The 18,120-nt window shown below is 42.7% G+C and carries 16 protein-coding genes; 15 read left to right on the top strand and 1 reads right to left on the bottom strand.

What is annotated here, in order from left to right; genetic code table 11:
- The first annotated feature begins 352 nt into the window (after positions 1-352).
- From PSF42_RS16105 to sixA, 4 genes are all read left to right on the top strand, one after another.
- The gene (locus tag PSF42_RS16105; protein WP_125891354.1) at positions 353-649 is read left to right on the top strand and encodes a YfcZ/YiiS family protein; all 297 of its coding nucleotides are present in this window, start codon (positions 353-355) and stop codon (positions 647-649) included.
- A gap of 274 nt (positions 650-923) precedes the next feature.
- Positions 924-2,243, top strand: coding sequence for an acetyl-CoA C-acyltransferase FadI (gene fadI / locus PSF42_RS16100; RefSeq protein ID WP_125891353.1), 1,320 nt, complete (start codon positions 924-926; stop codon positions 2,241-2,243).
- Positions 2,243-4,432: a fatty acid oxidation complex subunit alpha FadJ gene (gene fadJ, locus PSF42_RS16095; RefSeq protein ID WP_272680360.1), complete on the top strand. Its 2,190-nt coding sequence runs from the start codon at positions 2,243-2,245 to the stop codon at positions 4,430-4,432. The genes fadI and fadJ overlap by 1 nt, the downstream gene beginning before the upstream one ends.
- A 355-nt stretch (positions 4,433-4,787) precedes the next feature.
- Positions 4,788-5,270 carry a phosphohistidine phosphatase SixA gene (sixA, locus tag PSF42_RS16090; protein WP_213913204.1) on the top strand — a complete coding sequence of 161 codons (483 nt, stop codon included), beginning with the start codon at positions 4,788-4,790 and terminating at the stop codon, positions 5,268-5,270.
- Between the two features lie 18 nt (positions 5,271-5,288).
- On the opposite strand, the gene smrB is transcribed toward sixA, so the two are convergent.
- On the bottom strand, positions 5,289-5,831 hold the full coding sequence (gene smrB / locus PSF42_RS16085; RefSeq protein WP_125891350.1) for an endonuclease SmrB: 543 nt from the start codon (positions 5,829-5,831) through the stop codon (positions 5,289-5,291).
- Positions 5,832-6,054: 223 nt separating this feature from the next.
- Between smrB and hutI the strand changes: the two genes are divergently transcribed.
- From hutI to PSF42_RS16030, 11 genes are all read left to right on the top strand, one after another.
- Positions 6,055-7,326 carry an imidazolonepropionase gene (gene hutI / locus PSF42_RS16080; RefSeq protein ID WP_272680369.1) on the top strand — a complete coding sequence of 424 codons (1,272 nt, stop codon included), beginning with the start codon at positions 6,055-6,057 and terminating at the stop codon, positions 7,324-7,326.
- 229 nt (positions 7,327-7,555) lie between these two features.
- Positions 7,556-8,293 carry a histidine utilization repressor gene (hutC, locus tag PSF42_RS16075; protein WP_213913206.1) on the top strand — a complete coding sequence of 246 codons (738 nt, stop codon included), beginning with the start codon at positions 7,556-7,558 and terminating at the stop codon, positions 8,291-8,293.
- Between the two features lie 322 nt (positions 8,294-8,615).
- Complete coding sequence (gene hutU, locus PSF42_RS16070; RefSeq protein ID WP_125891347.1) at positions 8,616-10,295, top strand: urocanate hydratase; 1,680 nt, start codon at positions 8,616-8,618, stop codon at positions 10,293-10,295.
- 12 nt (positions 10,296-10,307) lie between these two features.
- Entirely contained in the window at positions 10,308-11,840 is a 1,533-nt protein-coding gene (hutH, locus tag PSF42_RS16065) for a histidine ammonia-lyase (protein ID WP_272680359.1), read from the top strand.
- 89 nt (positions 11,841-11,929) lie between these two features.
- A complete protein-coding gene (locus PSF42_RS16060; protein WP_272680358.1) occupies positions 11,930-13,321 on the top strand; it encodes an amino acid permease in 1,392 nt (463 codons plus the stop codon).
- Between the two features lie 222 nt (positions 13,322-13,543).
- Positions 13,544-14,476: a 50S ribosomal protein L3 N(5)-glutamine methyltransferase gene (prmB, locus tag PSF42_RS16055; protein ID WP_125891344.1), complete on the top strand. Its 933-nt coding sequence runs from the start codon at positions 13,544-13,546 to the stop codon at positions 14,474-14,476.
- A gap of 115 nt (positions 14,477-14,591) precedes the next feature.
- Complete coding sequence (aroC, locus tag PSF42_RS16050; RefSeq protein WP_125891343.1) at positions 14,592-15,680, top strand: chorismate synthase; 1,089 nt, start codon at positions 14,592-14,594, stop codon at positions 15,678-15,680.
- Between the two features lie 176 nt (positions 15,681-15,856).
- Positions 15,857-16,660 carry a TSUP family transporter gene (locus PSF42_RS16045; protein ID WP_004912371.1) on the top strand — a complete coding sequence of 268 codons (804 nt, stop codon included), beginning with the start codon at positions 15,857-15,859 and terminating at the stop codon, positions 16,658-16,660.
- 17 nt (positions 16,661-16,677) lie between these two features.
- Positions 16,678-17,226, top strand: coding sequence for an elongation factor P hydroxylase (locus PSF42_RS16040; RefSeq protein WP_125891342.1), 549 nt, complete (start codon positions 16,678-16,680; stop codon positions 17,224-17,226).
- A gap of 28 nt (positions 17,227-17,254) precedes the next feature.
- The gene (locus PSF42_RS16035) at positions 17,255-17,527 is read left to right on the top strand and encodes a YfcL family protein (protein ID WP_004257217.1); all 273 of its coding nucleotides are present in this window, start codon (positions 17,255-17,257) and stop codon (positions 17,525-17,527) included.
- Positions 17,528-17,600: 73 nt separating this feature from the next.
- Entirely contained in the window at positions 17,601-18,116 is a 516-nt protein-coding gene (locus tag PSF42_RS16030) for a GNAT family N-acetyltransferase (RefSeq protein WP_125891341.1), read from the top strand.
- Positions 18,117-18,120: the final 4 nt, after the last annotated feature.

Below are 18,120 nucleotides of genomic sequence, written 5' to 3'. Positions count from 1 at the left end.
CCAAAACCCTCTTATGTTTTATTTTGAATAAAGCGACTTCTATCGCAAGAAGCGCAGAATTGTAGGGTCCCTTGCCGTTATGACAAATCAGACCAGTTACTAGAGTATAGGTCTGACCACCTGATATGTTGCAAGCTTGTTTTGCAATTATTGTGACTTTGTTTTCAGAAATGCGACATATTTAACAAAATAGCAACATTGACTGACGAATTGGGAGCAAAAAGTATACGAACACGGGGTAAGATCAAACTTATGTTTAATTATTAGTGATATATTTTGATACACACTAGTTTTTAGCACTTTTTCAGCGTTATGATAGCGACTTAACAGTTTGTTTATTTTGGAGAGTAAAATGACTGATGCGATTAACCGTTGTAGCGCGGATGAAACCGCAGCCTGCTGCTGCGTAGATGTGGGAACAGTATTAGATAATAAAGACTGCACTGCCTCGTATCAGCATGTATTCGCTACACAAAATGAAGCGGAAACTATGTTGAAAACACTCACAGAGAAAGCAAAATCTGTTGAGTCAGACCCTTGTGAGATAACCCATTCTATTAAGTCTGTAGAGGGTGGCGTTGAGCTAACGGCTGAGTTTAGTTTTAGCTGTGAAGCTGAAAGCCTGATTTTTCAATTAGGCCTTCGCTAATCAATCGTTTGAATTTGCTCTGATTTGCCTTTTATCACTAAAACGATAGTGTAATTAACGCTCAGTGATAAAAGGCTTCCTTTATTCCTCTCTGTTTTCTTCTGCGATAATTTGTTGGGTTTTTACTCTAAGTTGCGTACCTGCTCGCATTTTTTATTAATACTCATTGATAATTGTGAAATTTATGTTAACAATCACTACAGGTCAGACCTCTTTGTCCGCTTAGTGAGTTAGTTAACTATAATTTTCATTTTTGCTTTTAGCAGGAGCGACCATGAATCAACATCTCAACCATGGTGAAAATACAGATAAAACAAATGAAAGGATCGCCATTGTCAGTGGTCTACGCTTGCCTTTTGCAAAGCAATCTACGGCATACGCAGGAATCCCAGCCGTCGATCTCGGTAAAGCCGTAGTTGCTGAATTATTAGCCCGTAATGATTTAGATAGAAACCTGATTGAGCAACTGGTATTTGGGCAAGTGGTACAAATGCCTGAAGCACCGAATATTGCGCGGGAAATTGTTCTTGGAACAGGGATGAGTGTCTCAACGGATGCTTATAGTGTATCCCGAGCTTGCGCCACCAGCTTTCAAGCAATTGTTAACGTTGCTCAAAGTATGAAGGTTGGCGATATTTCTATCGGTATTGCTGGCGGAGCTGATTCATCCTCTGTGCTTCCAATTGGCGTATCAAAAAAATTGGCAGAGACATTATTAGCATTAAGCAAAGCAAAGTCTGTTGGGCAAAAATTATCACTGTTAGCGAAATTACGCTTGAAAGATTTAGCGCCTGTTGCTCCCGGGGTTGCGGAATACTCTACGGGGCTGCGTATGGGAGATACTGCGGAGCAAATGGCGAAAAGTTATCAAATTAGCCGAGCTCAGCAAGATGAGCTCGCGCATCGCTCGCATATGTTAGCGACCAAAGCGTGGGAAAATGGTGCGTTAAATGATGAAGTTATGACCGCGTATATGCCCCCCTTTAAGCAAGCCTTTTCCCAAGATAACAATGTGCGTACAAACTCAGTATTATCATCCTATGCGAAATTAAAACCGGCCTTTGACCGTAAGCACGGTAGTGTGACTGCGGCGAACAGCACGCCGTTGACGGATGGTGCCGCAGCAGTACTGATGATGACCGAGTCTCGAGCAAAATCGCTGGGTTATACGCCGTTAGGTTATATTCGAAGCTATGCATTTTCAGCGATAGACGTATGGGAAGATATGCTTTTAGGGCCTTCTTATGCTACCCCGCTTGCGTTGAAACGAGCAGGGTTATCGCTGCAAGATTTATCCCTGATTGATATGCATGAAGCTTTTGCAGCGCAAACGCTCGCTAATTTACACATGTTTGGTAGCCGTAAATTCGCTCAAGAAAAATTGGGAATGGATAACGCGATTGGCGAAGTGGATATGGATAAATTTAATGTCCTAGGGGGCTCTATTGCTTACGGGCACCCATTTGCAGCCACAGGCGCACGAATGGTGACACAAACCCTAAATGAATTGCGCAGACGGGGTGGTGGTTTTGGTTTAACAACAGCTTGTGCTGCGGGTGGTTTAGGTGCAGCTATGATCTTAGAGGTGGAATAATGGCTCAAAATTCTGCTATAGAAGTTGCAAGAGAAAAAACACAACAGGCTTTCCGTTTAGAAATTTATGATGAAAACGTCGGGGTTATCTTCATTGATGTACCGAATGAAAAAGTGAATACATTAAAAGCGGAATTTGCGGAGCAATTCCTTGCCATTTTACAACAAGCGCAGTCTACCTCTGGTTTAAAAGGTTTAGTTATCACCTCAGGGAAAAAAGACAATTTTATTGCAGGCGCAGATATTAGCATGATAGCTGGCTGTGAAAGTAAAGCCCAAGCCAGTGAGTTGTCAAAAGCAGGCCACGTACTATTTGATAAAATCGATAATTACCCATTGCCGATTATTGCTGCAATACACGGCGCGTGTTTAGGCGGCGGGTTAGAGCTTGCCTTGGCATGTCATGCGCGGGTTTGTTCCCATGATGATAAAACGAAATTAGGCTTGCCCGAAGTACAGTTGGGGTTATTGCCAGGTTCTGGGGGAACGCAGCGTTTACCTCGGTTGATTGGTATTCCACATGCATTGGATTTAATGCTGACAGGCCGCCAGTTAAAAGCAAAACAGGCGCTGAAAATAGGGTTGGTTGATGATGTCGTTCCTCAGCCTATTTTACTCGACGTTGCAGTGAAGATGGTGAAAAAAGGGGGCGTTCAGCGTCCCGCTATCCATTGGCAACAGCGTTTATTAAGCAGTAAATTATTACGTAATAAAGTATTCGATAGTGCAAAGCAAAAAGCGCTCAGCAAAACCAAAGGCCATTATCCAGCCCCCGAAAAAATTATTCATGTTGTGAAAACAGGTATGAATAAAGGTTTACAAGCAGGTTACGCAGAAGAAGCGAAAGCCTTCGGTGAACTCGTGATGACACCAGAGTCTGCCGCATTACGTAATTTATTTTTTGCGGTCACTGCGTTAAAAAATGAAACAGGGGCGCAAGCCGCACCCTTGAAAATTAATCAAGTTGGTGTGCTTGGCGGCGGGTTGATGGGGGGTGGAATTGCTTATGTCACCGCTTTTCAAGGTAAATTGCCGGTTCGTATTAAAGATATTTCAGATAAAGGTGTCACCCAAGCTTTGCGTTATAGCTGGGATCTACTGACTCAGCGAGTTATCAAGCGGCGGTTATTAGCCCGAGAACGTGCCGCTATTATGGCTAAGGTATCAGGCACATTGAGTTATCAAGGGCTTGAAAACGCAGATATTGTTATTGAAGCCGTGTTTGAAGATTTGGCTCTAAAACAAAAAATGGTTGCTGAAGTTGAACAGATGTCGAAACAACAAGCCATTTTTGCTTCTAATACATCATCTTTACCTATTCACCAAATTGCAGAGAATGCGACTTACCCGGAAAAAGTCATTGGTCTACACTATTTTAGTCCAGTCGATAAAATGCCGTTGGTTGAAGTCATCCCTCACCAACAAACAGACGAAACAACGATTGCAACCGCTGTTGCTTTAGCAAAACGTCAAGGTAAAACAGCCATTGTCGTAGGGGATGATGCCGGTTTTTATGTAAATCGCATTTTAGCGCCTTTCTTGTGTGAAGCTGCTCAATGCCTTGTTGAAGGCGAGTCAATAGAGCACATTGATCGCGCTTTAGTTGAATTTGGTTTCCCTGTCGGGCCATTTAATCTATTAGACGAAGTCGGTATTGATGTAGGAACTAAAATTTTACCGATTTTAGTTGAGCGTTTTGGTGAGCGTTTCAAAGCCCCTGATATTCTCGATAAAGTCGTTAAAGATGGCCGTAAAGGTAAGAAAAACGGCAAAGGTTTTTATGAATATGGTCATCACACTAATAAGTTGTGGTTTTGGAAAAAAGCCAGTAAACGTCAAGTCGATAAAACCATTTATTCACTGATTGGCGTAGTTCCCAACAATACATTGACTAAAGCGGATATTGCACAGCGGTGCGTTATGATGATGCTTAACGAAGCGGCCCGTTGCCTTGATGAAAAGATTATTAAAAGTGCACGTGATGGGGATGTAGGGGCGGTATTTGGTATCGGTTTCCCGCCTTTCTTTGGTGGTCCGTTTCGGTATATGGATAGCTTGGGGATTACTAAGACTGTAGATACGCTACGCAACTTAGCAATGCAATACGGCGATAAATTTAAGCCTTGCGAGTTATTGTGTGATATGGCTGAGAGTAATCAAACATTTTTCCCTGATCATATGGAAGAATAAGAGCAAGTAAAAAGCGAGAGAGTAGGTCATTGAAATGGTAGCGGTTTAACCGTCAATTCAATGGCCTAATGCCTGATACTGAACCTGTTTTTAGTATTAGGTTTCTCTGAACGTGCAGAGCGATTATCCACGATAATAAATTGTCTGTATTAACTTTATGATATTAAAAAAATAAATCTGTTTTTTGTCATGTCTGCCGATAAAACATAGACAAAAATCCACTCAAATCATTTTCTTTATTGAACATTTCATGCAGAATCACCTTTCACCCCAACTGATGGTTACTTTTACAACAATTATCTTAACAACAAAAGAATAACCGCCTTAATCAGGTAGGTTACTCAGATGGTGGATTATGCAAGTTTACATTATGCGTCACGGTGATGCAGCGATACAAGCGCCTAGCGATGCTGAGCGCCCATTGACTCAAAAGGGAAAAGACGACTCAGTATTAATGGCTCAATGGTTACAGAACCAAGGTATTAAGATTGATTCGGTGTTAGTGAGCCCCTATCTAAGAGCCGAACAAACTAGGCAGGTTGTGAGTCAACACCTTGATTTACCAGCAAAGTCGGAAGTTTTAAGGCAATTAACGCCAGGTGGGAATGCCGCATTTGTGGCTGATCATATTCGAGACCTTGCTGTGCTAGGTGCTAATGCGATATTAGTTGTATCTCATTTACCGCTGGTGGGGTATTTAGTGTCGGAGCTATGTCCACATAAAGAACCCCCGATGTTCACCACATCAACAGTGGCATGTGTTGATATTGACGTGGCTCATCAGAAAAGTCATTTAGAATGGATGTTGAGTCCATCACAACTCTTATTTGCAAAATAATACAGAACGGATGAGCGCTTAACGGCGAGCGCTCTCTGCAGTTTCAATGAGTAGTAATAAGGCTGCATTCCCCCCCCATTCTTTAGGTGCTTGGTGAAAAGCAATAATATCAGGGTGTTGGGCTAACCATAATGGCGTTTGTTGCTTTAAAACATGTTTACCATGGCCGTGCATAATGCAGGCGCAATAAACATTTTCACGCTTACATGCCGCAATGAGCGCACCAATTTCTTGTTTTGCTTCCATTTGTGTTAAGCCATGTAAATCTAAAAATAATTCGGGAACATAGTCACCCCGACGAAGTTTTTTTAATTCATAAGGGTTAGCGTCGGGCCTCAAATAACGCGTTGGGCCTTCATGTTCAAGTTGAGGTTGAAATTCATCTGAAAAATAAAAAGAGGCGTCAACCTGTTCTTGCATGACTTTTTTATTTGATGGTTGTGTCACCTTGGTGCGAACAGGTGCGTGCAGGACTTGGTCCTGGTGGATCTTTTTTGCTCCACTAATGGCTTCTTTGAAAAGACGGATCTCTTCATCTTCTAGACCAAACTTTTTTTTCATAATGTTAATCGTGTATTTTTGTGATCAATTTTTCTGGTTGGTAGTGTAACTCATTTTTGGTGAATGGTGATAATCGCAGATTGTTCGCGCTAAGTAACATATTTATAACCTTTTTGCAGGTAAGCATTGACAAAAGGGGACTTGCTAGTCTAATTGTATATACATATCTATACTATTTATGAATCAATGAGTAAAACTCAGTTCAATAACAATAGGAAAAATGATGGTATTCAAAACACACTCGCAGGATGTTATTTGGCGTAATGGCCGTATTGCCACTATGGATCCAGAACTGTCTGCCCCTTATGGACTTATTAATCACCATGATTTAGTCGTTCGTGATAATAAAATAGTTGCAATTGTTCCTACTCAGGAAATTGAATTAAATGACTGCCAGGTTATTGATGTAAAAGGTAAATTAATAACCCCAGGATTAATCGATTGCCATACACATCTCGTTTTTGGTGGTGACCGCGCTTCTGAATGGGAACAGCGAATGAATGGGGTCTCTTATGAAACCATCAGCGCTCAAGGTGGTGGAATTAATTCTACAGTGCGAGAAACACGTAAGATGAGCGAGAACGAATTATTTGAGCGGGCAAAACCAAGGCTCGAAGCATTAATTCGAGAAGGGGTGACAAGCATTGAAATGAAATCGGGCTATGGTCTCGACTATGAAAATGAAGAAAAACAATTGCAAGTCGCAAAACGGTTATCTGCACAATATCCTATTTCAGTCAGTTCAACATTACTCTCCGCTCACACAGTACCTGTTGAATATAAAGATAAGCCTGATGACTACATTGATTTGATTTGTCAAAAAATTATGCCTGAACTATGGGAAAAAGGCTTGTTTGAGGCAGTCGATGTTTTCTGTGAAAGAGTGGGGTTTTCCCTCGCCCAAAGCGAAAAATTATTTTCAGCAGCTCAGAAATTAGGCATTCCTGTGAAAGGGCATATGGAGCAGTTATCAAATTTAGGTGGCAGCGAATTAGTTGCTCGATACAAAGGTTTATCGGTTGACCACATTGAATATCTAGATTTAGAAGGGGTTAAAGCACTTAAAGCGAGCGGAACCGTTGCAGTCTTACTACCGGGGGCATTTTATTTTTTAAGGGAAACCAAGTTGCCGCCTATTGAATTATTGCGGGAATACAATGTCCCTATGGCGGTTTCAACAGATTTTAACCCAGGCACCAGTCCCTTTGCTTCATTGCGTATTATTATGAATATGGGTGCTGTCTTATTCAAGCTGACACCTGAAGAGGTATGGGCTGGCGTGACACGTCACGCAGCGAAAGCGTTAGGCCGTGAAAATAGCCATGGGCAGTTAAAAACGGGCTTTGTTGCTGATTTTATTGTGTGGGATGCGCAAGAGCCAGTCGAAATGATTTATGAGCAAGGGAGCAACCCATTGCTCATCAGAGTCCATGAAGGCAACATTACCCATCGAAACGGTGATATGTGTGACCCATCAGTTTATCCACAGAAATAACAATAATTGATAGCAGTGAATGAGGATGTTTGCTGCTATATACCTTAAATGTTTTCTGTTTGTTTTTATTGAAATAGCATCGTTTAATTATGTAAATGCTCAATAATTAAGCATGATGTTTTTATTCGCGACTGTCAGGATAAAAAATGTCCGATAGCACCCATGTCGTGTTGTATGCTATTTAATAAATAGCATATTAATACTTAAGATTTTAATCATTAAATTGGAAATGACTGTGACAGCCGATAAAAAGGATAAACAAGGGGCACCGCTCCCACTGTATTTGCAAGTAAAACAATCGATAATTGAAAAGATCCATACAGCAGAATGGCAGGCAAATGACCGGATTCCATCTGAGGCTGAGTTAGTCACGCAGTTTCAATGTAGTCGAATGACGGCAAACCGAGCACTACGTGAATTAACTGCAGAAGGGTTGTTGGTTCGTTTGCAGGGGGTAGGGACGTTTGTGGCTGAGCCAAAAGGTCAATCTGCACTATTTGAAATTCACAGTATTGAAGCGGAAATACTGGCAAGAAACCACAAATATAGTTGCCGGATAATTAAACTCGAAGAAATACAAGCATCACCCGCACTCGCAAATGAGTTAAATATCAGGCCGGATACGGCAGTGTTCCACTCTATTATTGTTCATTTAGAGAATGATATTCCTGTTCAAATTGAAGACAGATATGTCAATGCGTTAGCAGCGCCTGATTATTTACAGCAAAATTTTTTATCGATCACACCTCATGATTATTTGTCTCAAGTAGCTCCTTTAACACAAGGAGAGCATATTGTTGAGGCTGTAGAAGCTGATGAGCGTTCAGCAAGGTTATTGCAAATAACCACCGGCGCATCTTGTTTGCTAATTACAAGGCGTACTTGGTCCCAGTCTTTCACGGTGACAAGTACCAAGCTATTGTTTCCTGGCCACCGCTATAAGCTTAAAGGTAGTTTCACGTCATAAGTTATTTCACCACGTAAATATATGGGCGGAATGATATACAACCTATTTTCCGCTTATCGTATCGAGCTATTATCTTCCATACCCATTTGGTGTGAATTTATTGTAAATTAAATGTGACTTGGTAGGCATATTTAGAATAAAGAAAACACACCAAAATATCAGTCTTGTTTTTTATCTAATTGTTTTATCTAAACAAAAATATCTTTATGTCACATTTTTTTAATCTTTATGTTAAAAGATTGATTGATCCTACATGTATATACAACTATATCTATAAGAACAGTAAAAGGTCGTTAATGGACAGATAAAAGAGGGTATACAAGTGACAGGACTGAATAATAAATATCGAAATATCGAAATTAGGGCGCCGCGGGGGAGCACATTAAGTGCCAAAAGTTGGCTCACTGAAGCCCCATTACGTATGTTAATGAATAACCTTGACCCGGATGTTGCAGAAAACCCTCATGAATTAGTGGTCTATGGTGGCATTGGGCGTGCGGCACGGAATTGGCAATGTTATGACCAAATTGTTGAGTCCCTGAAACAGCTCGAGAGCGATGAAACACTGTTGGTACAGTCAGGTAAGCCTGTCGGTGTTTTTAAAACCCATGAAAATGCTCCGCGTGTTTTAATCGCCAACTCAAATATAGTGCCACATTGGGCAAACTGGGAACATTTTAATGAGTTGGATGCGAAAGGCCTCGCCATGTATGGGCAAATGACCGCAGGTAGCTGGATTTACATCGGCAGCCAAGGCATTGTGCAAGGAACCTATGAAACCTTTGTTGAAGCCGCTCGTCAGCACTTTAACGGTGATTTAACCGGGCGCTGGGTACTTACCGCAGGTTTAGGTGGTATGGGAGGGGCGCAACCTCTTGCTGCGACATTGGCGGGTGCGTGTTCTTTGAATATTGAATGTCAACAAAGCCGCATCGACTTCCGCTTAAGAACCCATTATGTGGATGAACAAGCGACCGATCTTGATGATGCGTTAGCGCGTCTTAAAAAATACACATCGGAAGGAAAAGCCATTTCTATCGCACTGTGTGCGAATGCCGCTGAAGTTCTTCCTGAGCTTGTCAAACGTGGTGTAAAACCGGATATGGTGACCGATCAGACAAGTGCTCATGACCCATTGAATGGTTATTTGCCAATTGGGATGAGCTGGGAAGAGTACCGTGAACGCAGTGTACAAGACCCGCAAGCCACCGCGTTAGCGGCAAAAAAATCCATGGCGGAACACGTTAAAGCGATGCTGGCATTCAAACAGCAAGGGATCCCCACCTTTGATTATGGGAACAATATTCGCCAAATGGCATTGGAAATGGGCGTCGAAAATGCGTTTGATTTCCCCGGTTTCGTACCGGCTTATATCCGTCCGCTATTTTGCCGTGGTGTTGGCCCATTCCGTTGGGTCGCGTTATCAGGGGATCCTGAAGATATCTATAAAACCGATGCGAAAGTGAAAGAACTTTTACCGGATGATAAGCACTTGCACCGCTGGTTGGATATGGCGCGTGAACGTATCAGCTTTCAAGGTTTGCCAGCGCGTATCTGTTGGGTCGGGCTTGGGGATCGCGCTAAATTAGGTTTAGCATTCAATGAGATGGTCAGAAGCGGCGAGGTTTCGGCTCCAATTGTTATCGGCCGTGACCACCTAGACTCAGGTTCAGTAGCAAGCCCAAATCGAGAAACAGAATCCATGAAAGATGGCTCTGATGCCGTGTCAGACTGGCCGTTACTCAATGCGTTATTAAATACAGCCAGTGGTGCGACGTGGGTGTCTTTACATCACGGTGGTGGCGTAGGCATGGGCTTCTCTCAGCACTCAGGGGTAGTGATTGTGTGTGATGGAACGGATGAAGCTGCAGAGCGTATTGCTCGAGTATTGCACAATGACCCGGCAACTGGTGTCATGCGCCATGCTGATGCGGGCTATGACATCGCGATTGCCTGTGCGCAAGAAAAAAATCTTAATTTACCAATGATTAAAACACGTTAAGGAGTGCCATTAATGACTAAGTTAACTATTCACCCAGGAAAAATGACACTCGAAGACTTACGCGTTGTTTTCCAGCAAGCAGTAACTGTCTCTTTAGACAAAAAAGCGCATACGGCGATTGAAAAAAGTGTCGCGACAGTAAATAAAATTATTGAGGAAGATAGAACCGCTTACGGTATCAATACGGGGTTTGGTTTACTTGCCAATACCCGCATCGCGACTAAAGATTTGCAATCATTACAACGCTCTATTGTGATGTCTCACGCAGCGGGTGTTGGCGAGCCGTTAGATGATGACCTCGTGCGTTTAATCATGGTGCTCAAAATTAATAGTTTGGCTCGCGGTTTCTCTGGTATTCGCCTTGAAGTCATTAATGCTTTAATTGCATTAGTGAATGCGCAAGTTTATCCATTTATACCGGCTAAGGGCTCTGTGGGGGCTTCTGGCGACTTAGCGCCATTAGCGCATATGAGCTTGATTTTATTAGGTGAGGGTAAAGCACGCGTTGAAGGTAAATGGATTTCAGCGAAAAAAGCCCTTGAAAAGGCCGGGTTAAAGCCCCTGAAATTAGAAGCGAAAGAAGGCTTGGCATTATTAAATGGGACGCAAACTTCCACCGCTTTTGCACTAAAAGGGTTATTTGAAGCAGAAAAATTACTGCTATCTGGCATTGCCTGTGGAGCGCTGAGTGTTGAAGCCACACTGGGCTCTCGTAAACCGTTCGATGCACGCGTGCAAGAAGTTCGAGGGCAAAAAGGGCAAATTGATGTTGCGGCGATGTTCCGTGATATTTTATCACCGACGAGTGAATTGGCGAAGTCCCATGAGAACTGTGTGAAAGTGCAAGATCCGTATTCATTACGTTGCCAACCACAAGTCATGGGGGCTTGTTTAACTCAAATTCGTCAAGCAGCCGAAGTGATATTAATTGAATCCAATGCGGTGTCAGATAACCCATTAGTCTTTACTGATAATGGCGATATTATTTCGGGCGGTAATTTCCATGCAGAGCCTGTTGCGATGGCGGCAGATAATATTGCGCTTGCGTTAGCGGAAATTGGTGCGTTATCCGAACGTCGCATTGCATTACTGATGGATACCCATATGTCACAGTTGCCACCTTTCTTAGTGAATAACGGGGGCGTGAACTCAGGTTTTATGATAGCCCAAGTGACGGCCGCTGCATTAGCCAGTGAAAACAAAGCATTAGCCCATCCATCAAGTGTCGATAGCCTACCAACGTCGGCTAACCAAGAAGACCATGTTTCGATGGCACCTGCAGCGGGGCGTCGATTATGGGAGATGGCAAAGAATGTCACGGGTATTTTAGCCATTGAATGGCTTTCTGCGTGTCAGGGTATGGATTTCCGTGAAGGTTTGAAGTCGAGTGAAACCTTGGAAAAAGCACGTAAAACATTACGTGATCAAGTGACTTACTATGATAAAGACCGTTATTTTGCCCCTGATATTGAAGCGGCAATTAATTTAATTAACCAATATAAACTGTCTGCGCTCTTCAAGGCTGGCGCAGTCTTCCCTAACTAATATATCAAGCAAATAAAAGGTGGCCGGCAATGTACTGGCCGCCTGAAGTATTTATCTGCACGACAATAAAATAATACGAAGGATAAATCATGCAAAGCACATCACAACTTGCGCGAGGGCTTTCTGCGCGCCACATTCGATTTATGGCTTTAGGTTCTGCGATTGGTACAGGTTTGTTTTATGGTTCAGCGAAAGCAATAGAAACCGCGGGTCCCGCGGTATTGCTCGCCTATATTATCGGCGGTGCCGCAGTGTTTATGGTTATGAGAGCACTGGGTGAAATGGCGGTTCATCGACCACTTGCGGGGTCGTTCTCACAGTATGCCAGCCATTATTTAGGGCCGAGAGCCGGTTTTTTTGCGGGTTGGACTTATGTTTTTGAAATGCTCATTGTTTGCTTGGCGGACGTGACGGCATTTGGTGTTTATATGAAACTGTGGTTTCCAGAGGTTGCACAGTGGATTTGGGTGTTAAGCATTATTTTCTTTATTGGTGCGATAAACCTATGTCACGTGAAAACCTTCGGTGAAATGGAGTTTTGGCTGTCAATCATTAAAGTTATTGCGATTATTGCGATGATTGTCGGTGGTGCCGCCATTATGATGTTTGGTTTTGGCCAAGCTGCAGACCATGCGGTTGGGGTATCAAACTTATTTATTCACGATGGGTTTATGCCAAATGGTATTGGTGGGGTGATTGCATCCTTTGCTGTCGTAATGTTTGCTTTCGGGGGAATTGAAGTTATTGGTATTACCGCGAGTGAAGCGAAAAACCCTGAAACCACGATCCCAAGAGCGATTAATGCGGTGCCAATTCGTATCTTATTGTTCTATGTCCTGACGTTATTTGTCTTGATGTGTATTTATCCATGGAACCAAATTGGGCAGCAAGGTAGTCCATTTGTGCAGATCTTCGATAGCTTAGGTATTCAATCTGCAGCGAATATCTTAAATATTGTGGTGATCACAGCAGCAATTTCGGCAATTAACAGCGATATCTTTGGTGCAGGGCGTATGATGTATGGCATGGCACATGAAGGACAAGCACCAAAAGCCTTTACCAAGCTGACAAAAAACGGCGTGCCTTGGATGACGGTATTAGTGATGATCGCGGTATTACTGGTGGGCGTAGTATTGAACTATGTCATTCCTGACGATGTGTTTGTGGTGATTGCGTCAATTGCGACGTTCGCGACGATTTGGGTATGGTTGATGATTTTACTGTCACAGTTTGCAATGCGCAAAAAAATGTCGCCAGAAGAAATTAGTCAATTAAAATTCCCTGTACCGATGTGGCCTGTCGCGCCTATTCTAGCCATCGCATTTATGGTGTTTATCTTTGGTGTTTTAGGTTATTTTGAATCGACACGAATTGCATTATATGTCGGCATTGTTTGGTTAGTATTACTGACTATTGCCTACACACTTTGGGTAAAAAAACCTGCGAAAGAGGCGGAAATCGTACTGCAAAACGAAAGCTAATATTGTTGCTTCTTTGCTGAACTTGTTATTTTCCTCACGCCCTTTAGCTAAATAAAGGGCGTTTTTACGTCAAAACATGCATTAACATGCATTAATAAGTGCGATGAGCCGATCCCCCCTGGCAAATTTTATTACATTAATCTGCTGATTTGTCTTTCACTTCGTGGCAAACTTTAGTTATTCATATATTCCCTTTCAAAATACAGGCTGGAGAACCCCTTCTTGGAAAAGATTTTCGTTGATGAAGCCGTTGCAGAACTTCATACCATTCAAGATATTTTACGTTGGACGATGAGCCGCTTTAATGCAGCCAATGTGTACTATGGCCACGGTACAGATAACCCATGGGATGAGGCGCTACAATTGGTGTTACCAACACTTTACCTGCCTCTAGACCTGCCCGATGAGCTGTTAACCTCACGCCTAACACCAACGGAACGCCACCGCATTATTGAGCGTGTTTTGCGCCGTATTAATGAGCGTATTCCAGTCGCATACCTGACTAATCGCTCATGGTTCTGTGGCCATGAGTTTTATGTTGATGAGCGCGTGCTTATCCCACGTTCGCCAATTGGTGAATTAATCAATAACCATTTTGTTGGCTTAGTGGCGGATGAACCACAAACCATTCTTGATTTATGTACAGGAAGTGGTTGTATTGCAATTGCTTGTGCGTATGAATTCCCTGATGCAGAAGTCGATGCGGTTGATATTTCAAGTGATGTGCTAAGCGTTGCTGAGCAGAATATCGCCAATCATGGTTTGGAGCATCGAGTGATCCCTATCCGTTCGGATTTATTCAGGGAAATGCCAGAGGTTAAATACGATTTAATTGTCACTAATCCTCCGTATGTGGATGCGGAAGATATGGACGATTTACCAGAAGAATTTCGTGTTGAGCCTGAGCTAGCACTAGCCGCTGGAAGTGATGGTTTGAAACTGGTGCGTCGTATCTTAGCCAATGCACCGCGTTTTCTGACAGAAGAAGGCGTGTTAGTGTGCGAAGTGGGTAACAGTATGGTTCATCTGATTGAACAATATCCTGAAATTCCATTTATTTGGTTAGACTTTGAATACGGTGGTGACGGTGTGTTTATGTTAACGCGTGAACAACTTGTCGAGCACCACGCACATTTTGAGCTTTATATCGATTAATCAACAGTTGCGTGATGTTTCAAGATCATGTAATCAATAATAACGACACAACGATATAATAATTAACAACCAAAATTCTTAGTAAAACAAGAATGGCTTAGAATAGGAAACTCCGATGGCAGGAAATTCAATTGGGCAACTTTTCCGCGTAACCACATTTGGTGAGTCACACGGGGTTGCATTAGGTTGCATCGTCGATGGGGTTCCCCCAGGCTTAGCACTGACAGAAGCAGATTTACAAAAAGATTTAGACCGTCGTCGTCCAGGAACATCGCGTTATACGACAGCGCGTCGGGAGCCTGACCAAGTCAAAATCTTATCTGGTGTGTTTAATGGTGTTACTACGGGCACCAGCATTGGGTTATTAATCGAAAACACCGATCAACGCTCGCAGGATTACGGCGCGATTAAAGATGTATTTAGGCCCGGCCATGCGGATTACACTTATGAACAAAAATATGGCCAGCGTGATTACCGTGGTGGTGGTCGTTCATCAGCACGTGAAACAGCCATGCGCGTTGCAGCAGGTGCGATTGCGAAAAAATATTTACAAGAAAAGCTCGGTGTGCAAATTCATGGTTGTTTAACGCAAATGGGGTCAGTCGCTTGTGAAATTAAAGACTGGTCAATTGTCGAAGAAAACCCATTTTTCTGTCCCGATCCAAGCAAGTTAGACGCACTTGACGAATTATTGCGTGGTTTAAAGAAAGAAGGTGATTCGATTGGTGCTAAAATTACCGTCGTTGCAGAGCATGTCCCTGCGGGCTTAGGTGAGCCGGTATTTGACCGTTTAGATGCCGATCTCGCTCATGCGTTAATGAGTATTAATGCTGTGAAAGGGGTGGAAATTGGTGATGGTTTCGGGGTTATTGCGCTTAAAGGTAGTGAAAATCGTGATGAAATTACCCGTAATGGTTTCACCTCAAACCATGCAGGTGGCATTTTAGGTGGTATTAGCAGCAGCCAGCCGATTATTGCGCATATTGCGTTAAAACCGACATCCAGTATTACCGTTTCAGGTAAAACATTAAACCGTGATGGTGAAGAAGTTGAAATGATCACCAAAGGGCGTCATGACCCTTGTGTAGGCATTCGCGCGGTACCAATTGCAGAAGCGATGATGGCGATTGTCCTGATGGACCACTATTTACGTCATCGAGGCCAATGTGCGGATGTGACACCAGTAATGGAACCGTTTGAGTAACTGTTTTTACTGTGTTTATGTAGTGACAACTGAGCGGCCTATAAGGTCGCTTTGTTAATGATGAAGGTTCGGATGAAGCCTCCTAAAAATACCTCATCTAGGTTGTGATATTACCAAATCTGATTGGCGATATATTCACATCAACATCATGATATTTCTTCTTTTTGGATAGTAAAATGGATTGGCTAACTGCCGTTGCACCTGAAGTTTATGCTTTACTCTTCTTTGTTGCGCTGTTTGCAGGGTTTATTGACTCTATCGCTGGTGGAGGGGGACTATTAACGATCCCTGCCCTGTTATCTGTAGGAATAACGCCTGTTGAAGCTTTAGCGACCAATAAATTGCAAGCGGTTGGCGGTTCGTTCTCTTCAACACTCTATTTCGTCAGGCGTAAAGCAATAGATTTACGAGAACAACTGTTTCCGTTCATTATGACCATGATTGGTGCCATGTTGGGTGCGATTGTCATTCAAATGATTGATACCGCATTTTTAAAACAACTGTTGCCCATTTTGGTGATTTGTGTCGGTTTATACTTTTTATTAACGCCGTCAATTGGTGTGCAAGACCGTCAACAACGTATTAGTATGCCATTTTTCGGGGTGGCAATTGGGATGACTCTGGGTTTTTATGATGGAGCATTTGGTCCCGGAACCGGTTCATTTTTAGCGTTAGGTTATGTTTTGTTGCTTGGCTATAACCTTGCCAAAGCCACTGCACATGCGAAGTTACTTAATTTTGCCTCTAATTTCGGCTCTTTAGTGTTTTTTATTATCGGGGGTCATGTTCTTTGGGCATTAGGTTTTGTTATGCTAATTGGCCAAATGGTTGGCGCTCGTTTAGGTGCGCGCTTGGTATTAACCAAAGGACAGAAACTGATCAGGCCGATGATCGTGGTGATTTCGTTGCTGATGAGTATTAAATTACTCCATGATAGCCATGGTGACGTGATTAAAGCTTGGTTTCTCTCATTATTTTAAGATGATTTAAATTATTCATGAGTACACATAATTATCAGGATCTAATCAACATCTTTGATGAATGCTTTGGTGTGACATATAACACCAGACTGGTAAAAGGGGATGATGAACCCATTTATTTACCCGCAGATGAGGCTGTGCCTTATCACCGAATTGTATTCGCACACGGCTTTTTCACCAGTGGATTACATGAAATCTCACATTGGTGTATCGCAGGGGAAGCAAGGCGCCAGCAAGTTGATTACGGCTATTGGTATTGCCCTGATGGGCGAGATGAAAAAACACAGTGTGAGTTTGAGGTGGTTGAGATCAAACCTCAAGCACTCGATTGGCTGTTTTGTGTTGCTGTTGGCATTCCATTTAATGTCAGTTGTGACAACTTAGAAGGGGATTTTGAGCCTGACCGCATTGCGTTTATGCGCAAAGTTCATGCCCAAGTGATGCTTTATTTAGAAAATGGCATCCCGGAGCGCCCATTACGCTTTATTAATGCGTTACAATTGTTTTACAATACGCCACCTCTTTGTGCAGAAGCTTTTCCTTACCCGGAAGATATTTTTGCCTAATGAACACACAATATAGTAAGGATTAAGCATGCTTGCGGATTTAGAAACACGCATACTAACGAAAATTGATGATATGGTTGAACACGCGAGTGATGATGAGCTCTTCGCTGGCGGCTATTTGCGTGGTCACTTAACCCTTGCTGTAGCTGAACTGGAAGAAGAAAACGAAACCAGTTCTGAAGCATTATACCAACGTGTTGAAGTCAGTATTCAAAATGCCATCAAAGCAGGCGAATTGACGCCACCAGACCAAGTATTGGTATTAGATATGTGGAAAAACTTATTAAATAACGCAATTTAATTTTATAGATTTCTGCATGAAAAGCGGGGAAACCCGCTTTTTTGTTAGCTAAATTTTGTTGTAGGTAAACATTATGGCGAATATTCGTTTAGCAACCCCCTTTGATGCCAAGCACCTTCCTGCTGTAGAAGCTTCTGCAGGGCAGGCGTTCACGAGTGTCGAAAAATATCAATGGCTTGCTGAGGGAGAGGGACAAACAGAGCAAGACCACCTCGGCTTTATTTCAGCGCAATTAGAATGGGTTGCGGTGAATGATTGTGATGAACCAATTGGCTTTATCAATGCTGAAAATCATCATCATAGCCTGCATATTTGTGAGGTTTCTGTTTGCCAGCAATGGCAAGGTCAGGGGCTGGGTAAAAAGTTGATTAAGCAGGTTCTTGATGCCGCTTTGGCACGCAAGATCACGGTAGTGACATTGACCACTTGCCGTGATGTGCCTTGGAATGCACCTTATTACCAACGCTTGGGTTTTAAAATTCTTGAAATTAATGAGCTAACCACCGAGTTACAGGCTATTTTACAGTCTGAGGTCGATGCAGGGTTTGCAGCTGAAGACCGCTGTGCAATGGCTATTTCATTAACTTAATGTA

Origin of the sequence: Providencia sp. PROV032 (genome assembly GCF_028484875.1) — a bacterium.
Lineage (GTDB): Bacteria > Pseudomonadota > Gammaproteobacteria > Enterobacterales > Enterobacteriaceae > Providencia > Providencia rettgeri_E.
Note: the sequence above shows the minus strand (reverse complement) of the source record. Positions and strands in the feature narration are given on the sequence as shown.

Excerpts from the sequence above, each read along its gene's own strand:
- PSF42_RS16040 (WP_125891342.1), top strand. The coding sequence starts at position 16,678 with ATGAGTACACATAATTATCAGGATCTAATCAACATCTTTGATGAATGC.
- smrB (WP_125891350.1), bottom strand. The coding sequence starts at position 5,831 with ATGAAAAAAAAGTTTGGTCTAGAAGATGAAGAGATCCGTCTTTTCAAA.
- hutI (WP_272680369.1), top strand. The coding sequence starts at position 6,055 with ATGGTATTCAAAACACACTCGCAGGATGTTATTTGGCGTAATGGCCGT.
- PSF42_RS16060 (WP_272680358.1), top strand. The coding sequence starts at position 11,930 with ATGCAAAGCACATCACAACTTGCGCGAGGGCTTTCTGCGCGCCACATT.
- hutH (WP_272680359.1), top strand. The coding sequence starts at position 10,308 with ATGACTAAGTTAACTATTCACCCAGGAAAAATGACACTCGAAGACTTA.
- fadI (WP_125891353.1), top strand. The coding sequence starts at position 924 with ATGAATCAACATCTCAACCATGGTGAAAATACAGATAAAACAAATGAA.
- PSF42_RS16035 (WP_004257217.1), top strand. The coding sequence starts at position 17,255 with ATGCTTGCGGATTTAGAAACACGCATACTAACGAAAATTGATGATATG.
- PSF42_RS16105 (WP_125891354.1), top strand. The coding sequence starts at position 353 with ATGACTGATGCGATTAACCGTTGTAGCGCGGATGAAACCGCAGCCTGC.
- PSF42_RS16030 (WP_125891341.1), top strand. The coding sequence starts at position 17,601 with ATGGCGAATATTCGTTTAGCAACCCCCTTTGATGCCAAGCACCTTCCT.
- sixA (WP_213913204.1), top strand. The coding sequence starts at position 4,788 with ATGCAAGTTTACATTATGCGTCACGGTGATGCAGCGATACAAGCGCCT.
- fadJ (WP_272680360.1), top strand. The coding sequence starts at position 2,243 with ATGGCTCAAAATTCTGCTATAGAAGTTGCAAGAGAAAAAACACAACAG.
- PSF42_RS16045 (WP_004912371.1), top strand. The coding sequence starts at position 15,857 with ATGGATTGGCTAACTGCCGTTGCACCTGAAGTTTATGCTTTACTCTTC.
- aroC (WP_125891343.1), top strand. The coding sequence starts at position 14,592 with ATGGCAGGAAATTCAATTGGGCAACTTTTCCGCGTAACCACATTTGGT.
- hutC (WP_213913206.1), top strand. The coding sequence starts at position 7,556 with ATGACTGTGACAGCCGATAAAAAGGATAAACAAGGGGCACCGCTCCCA.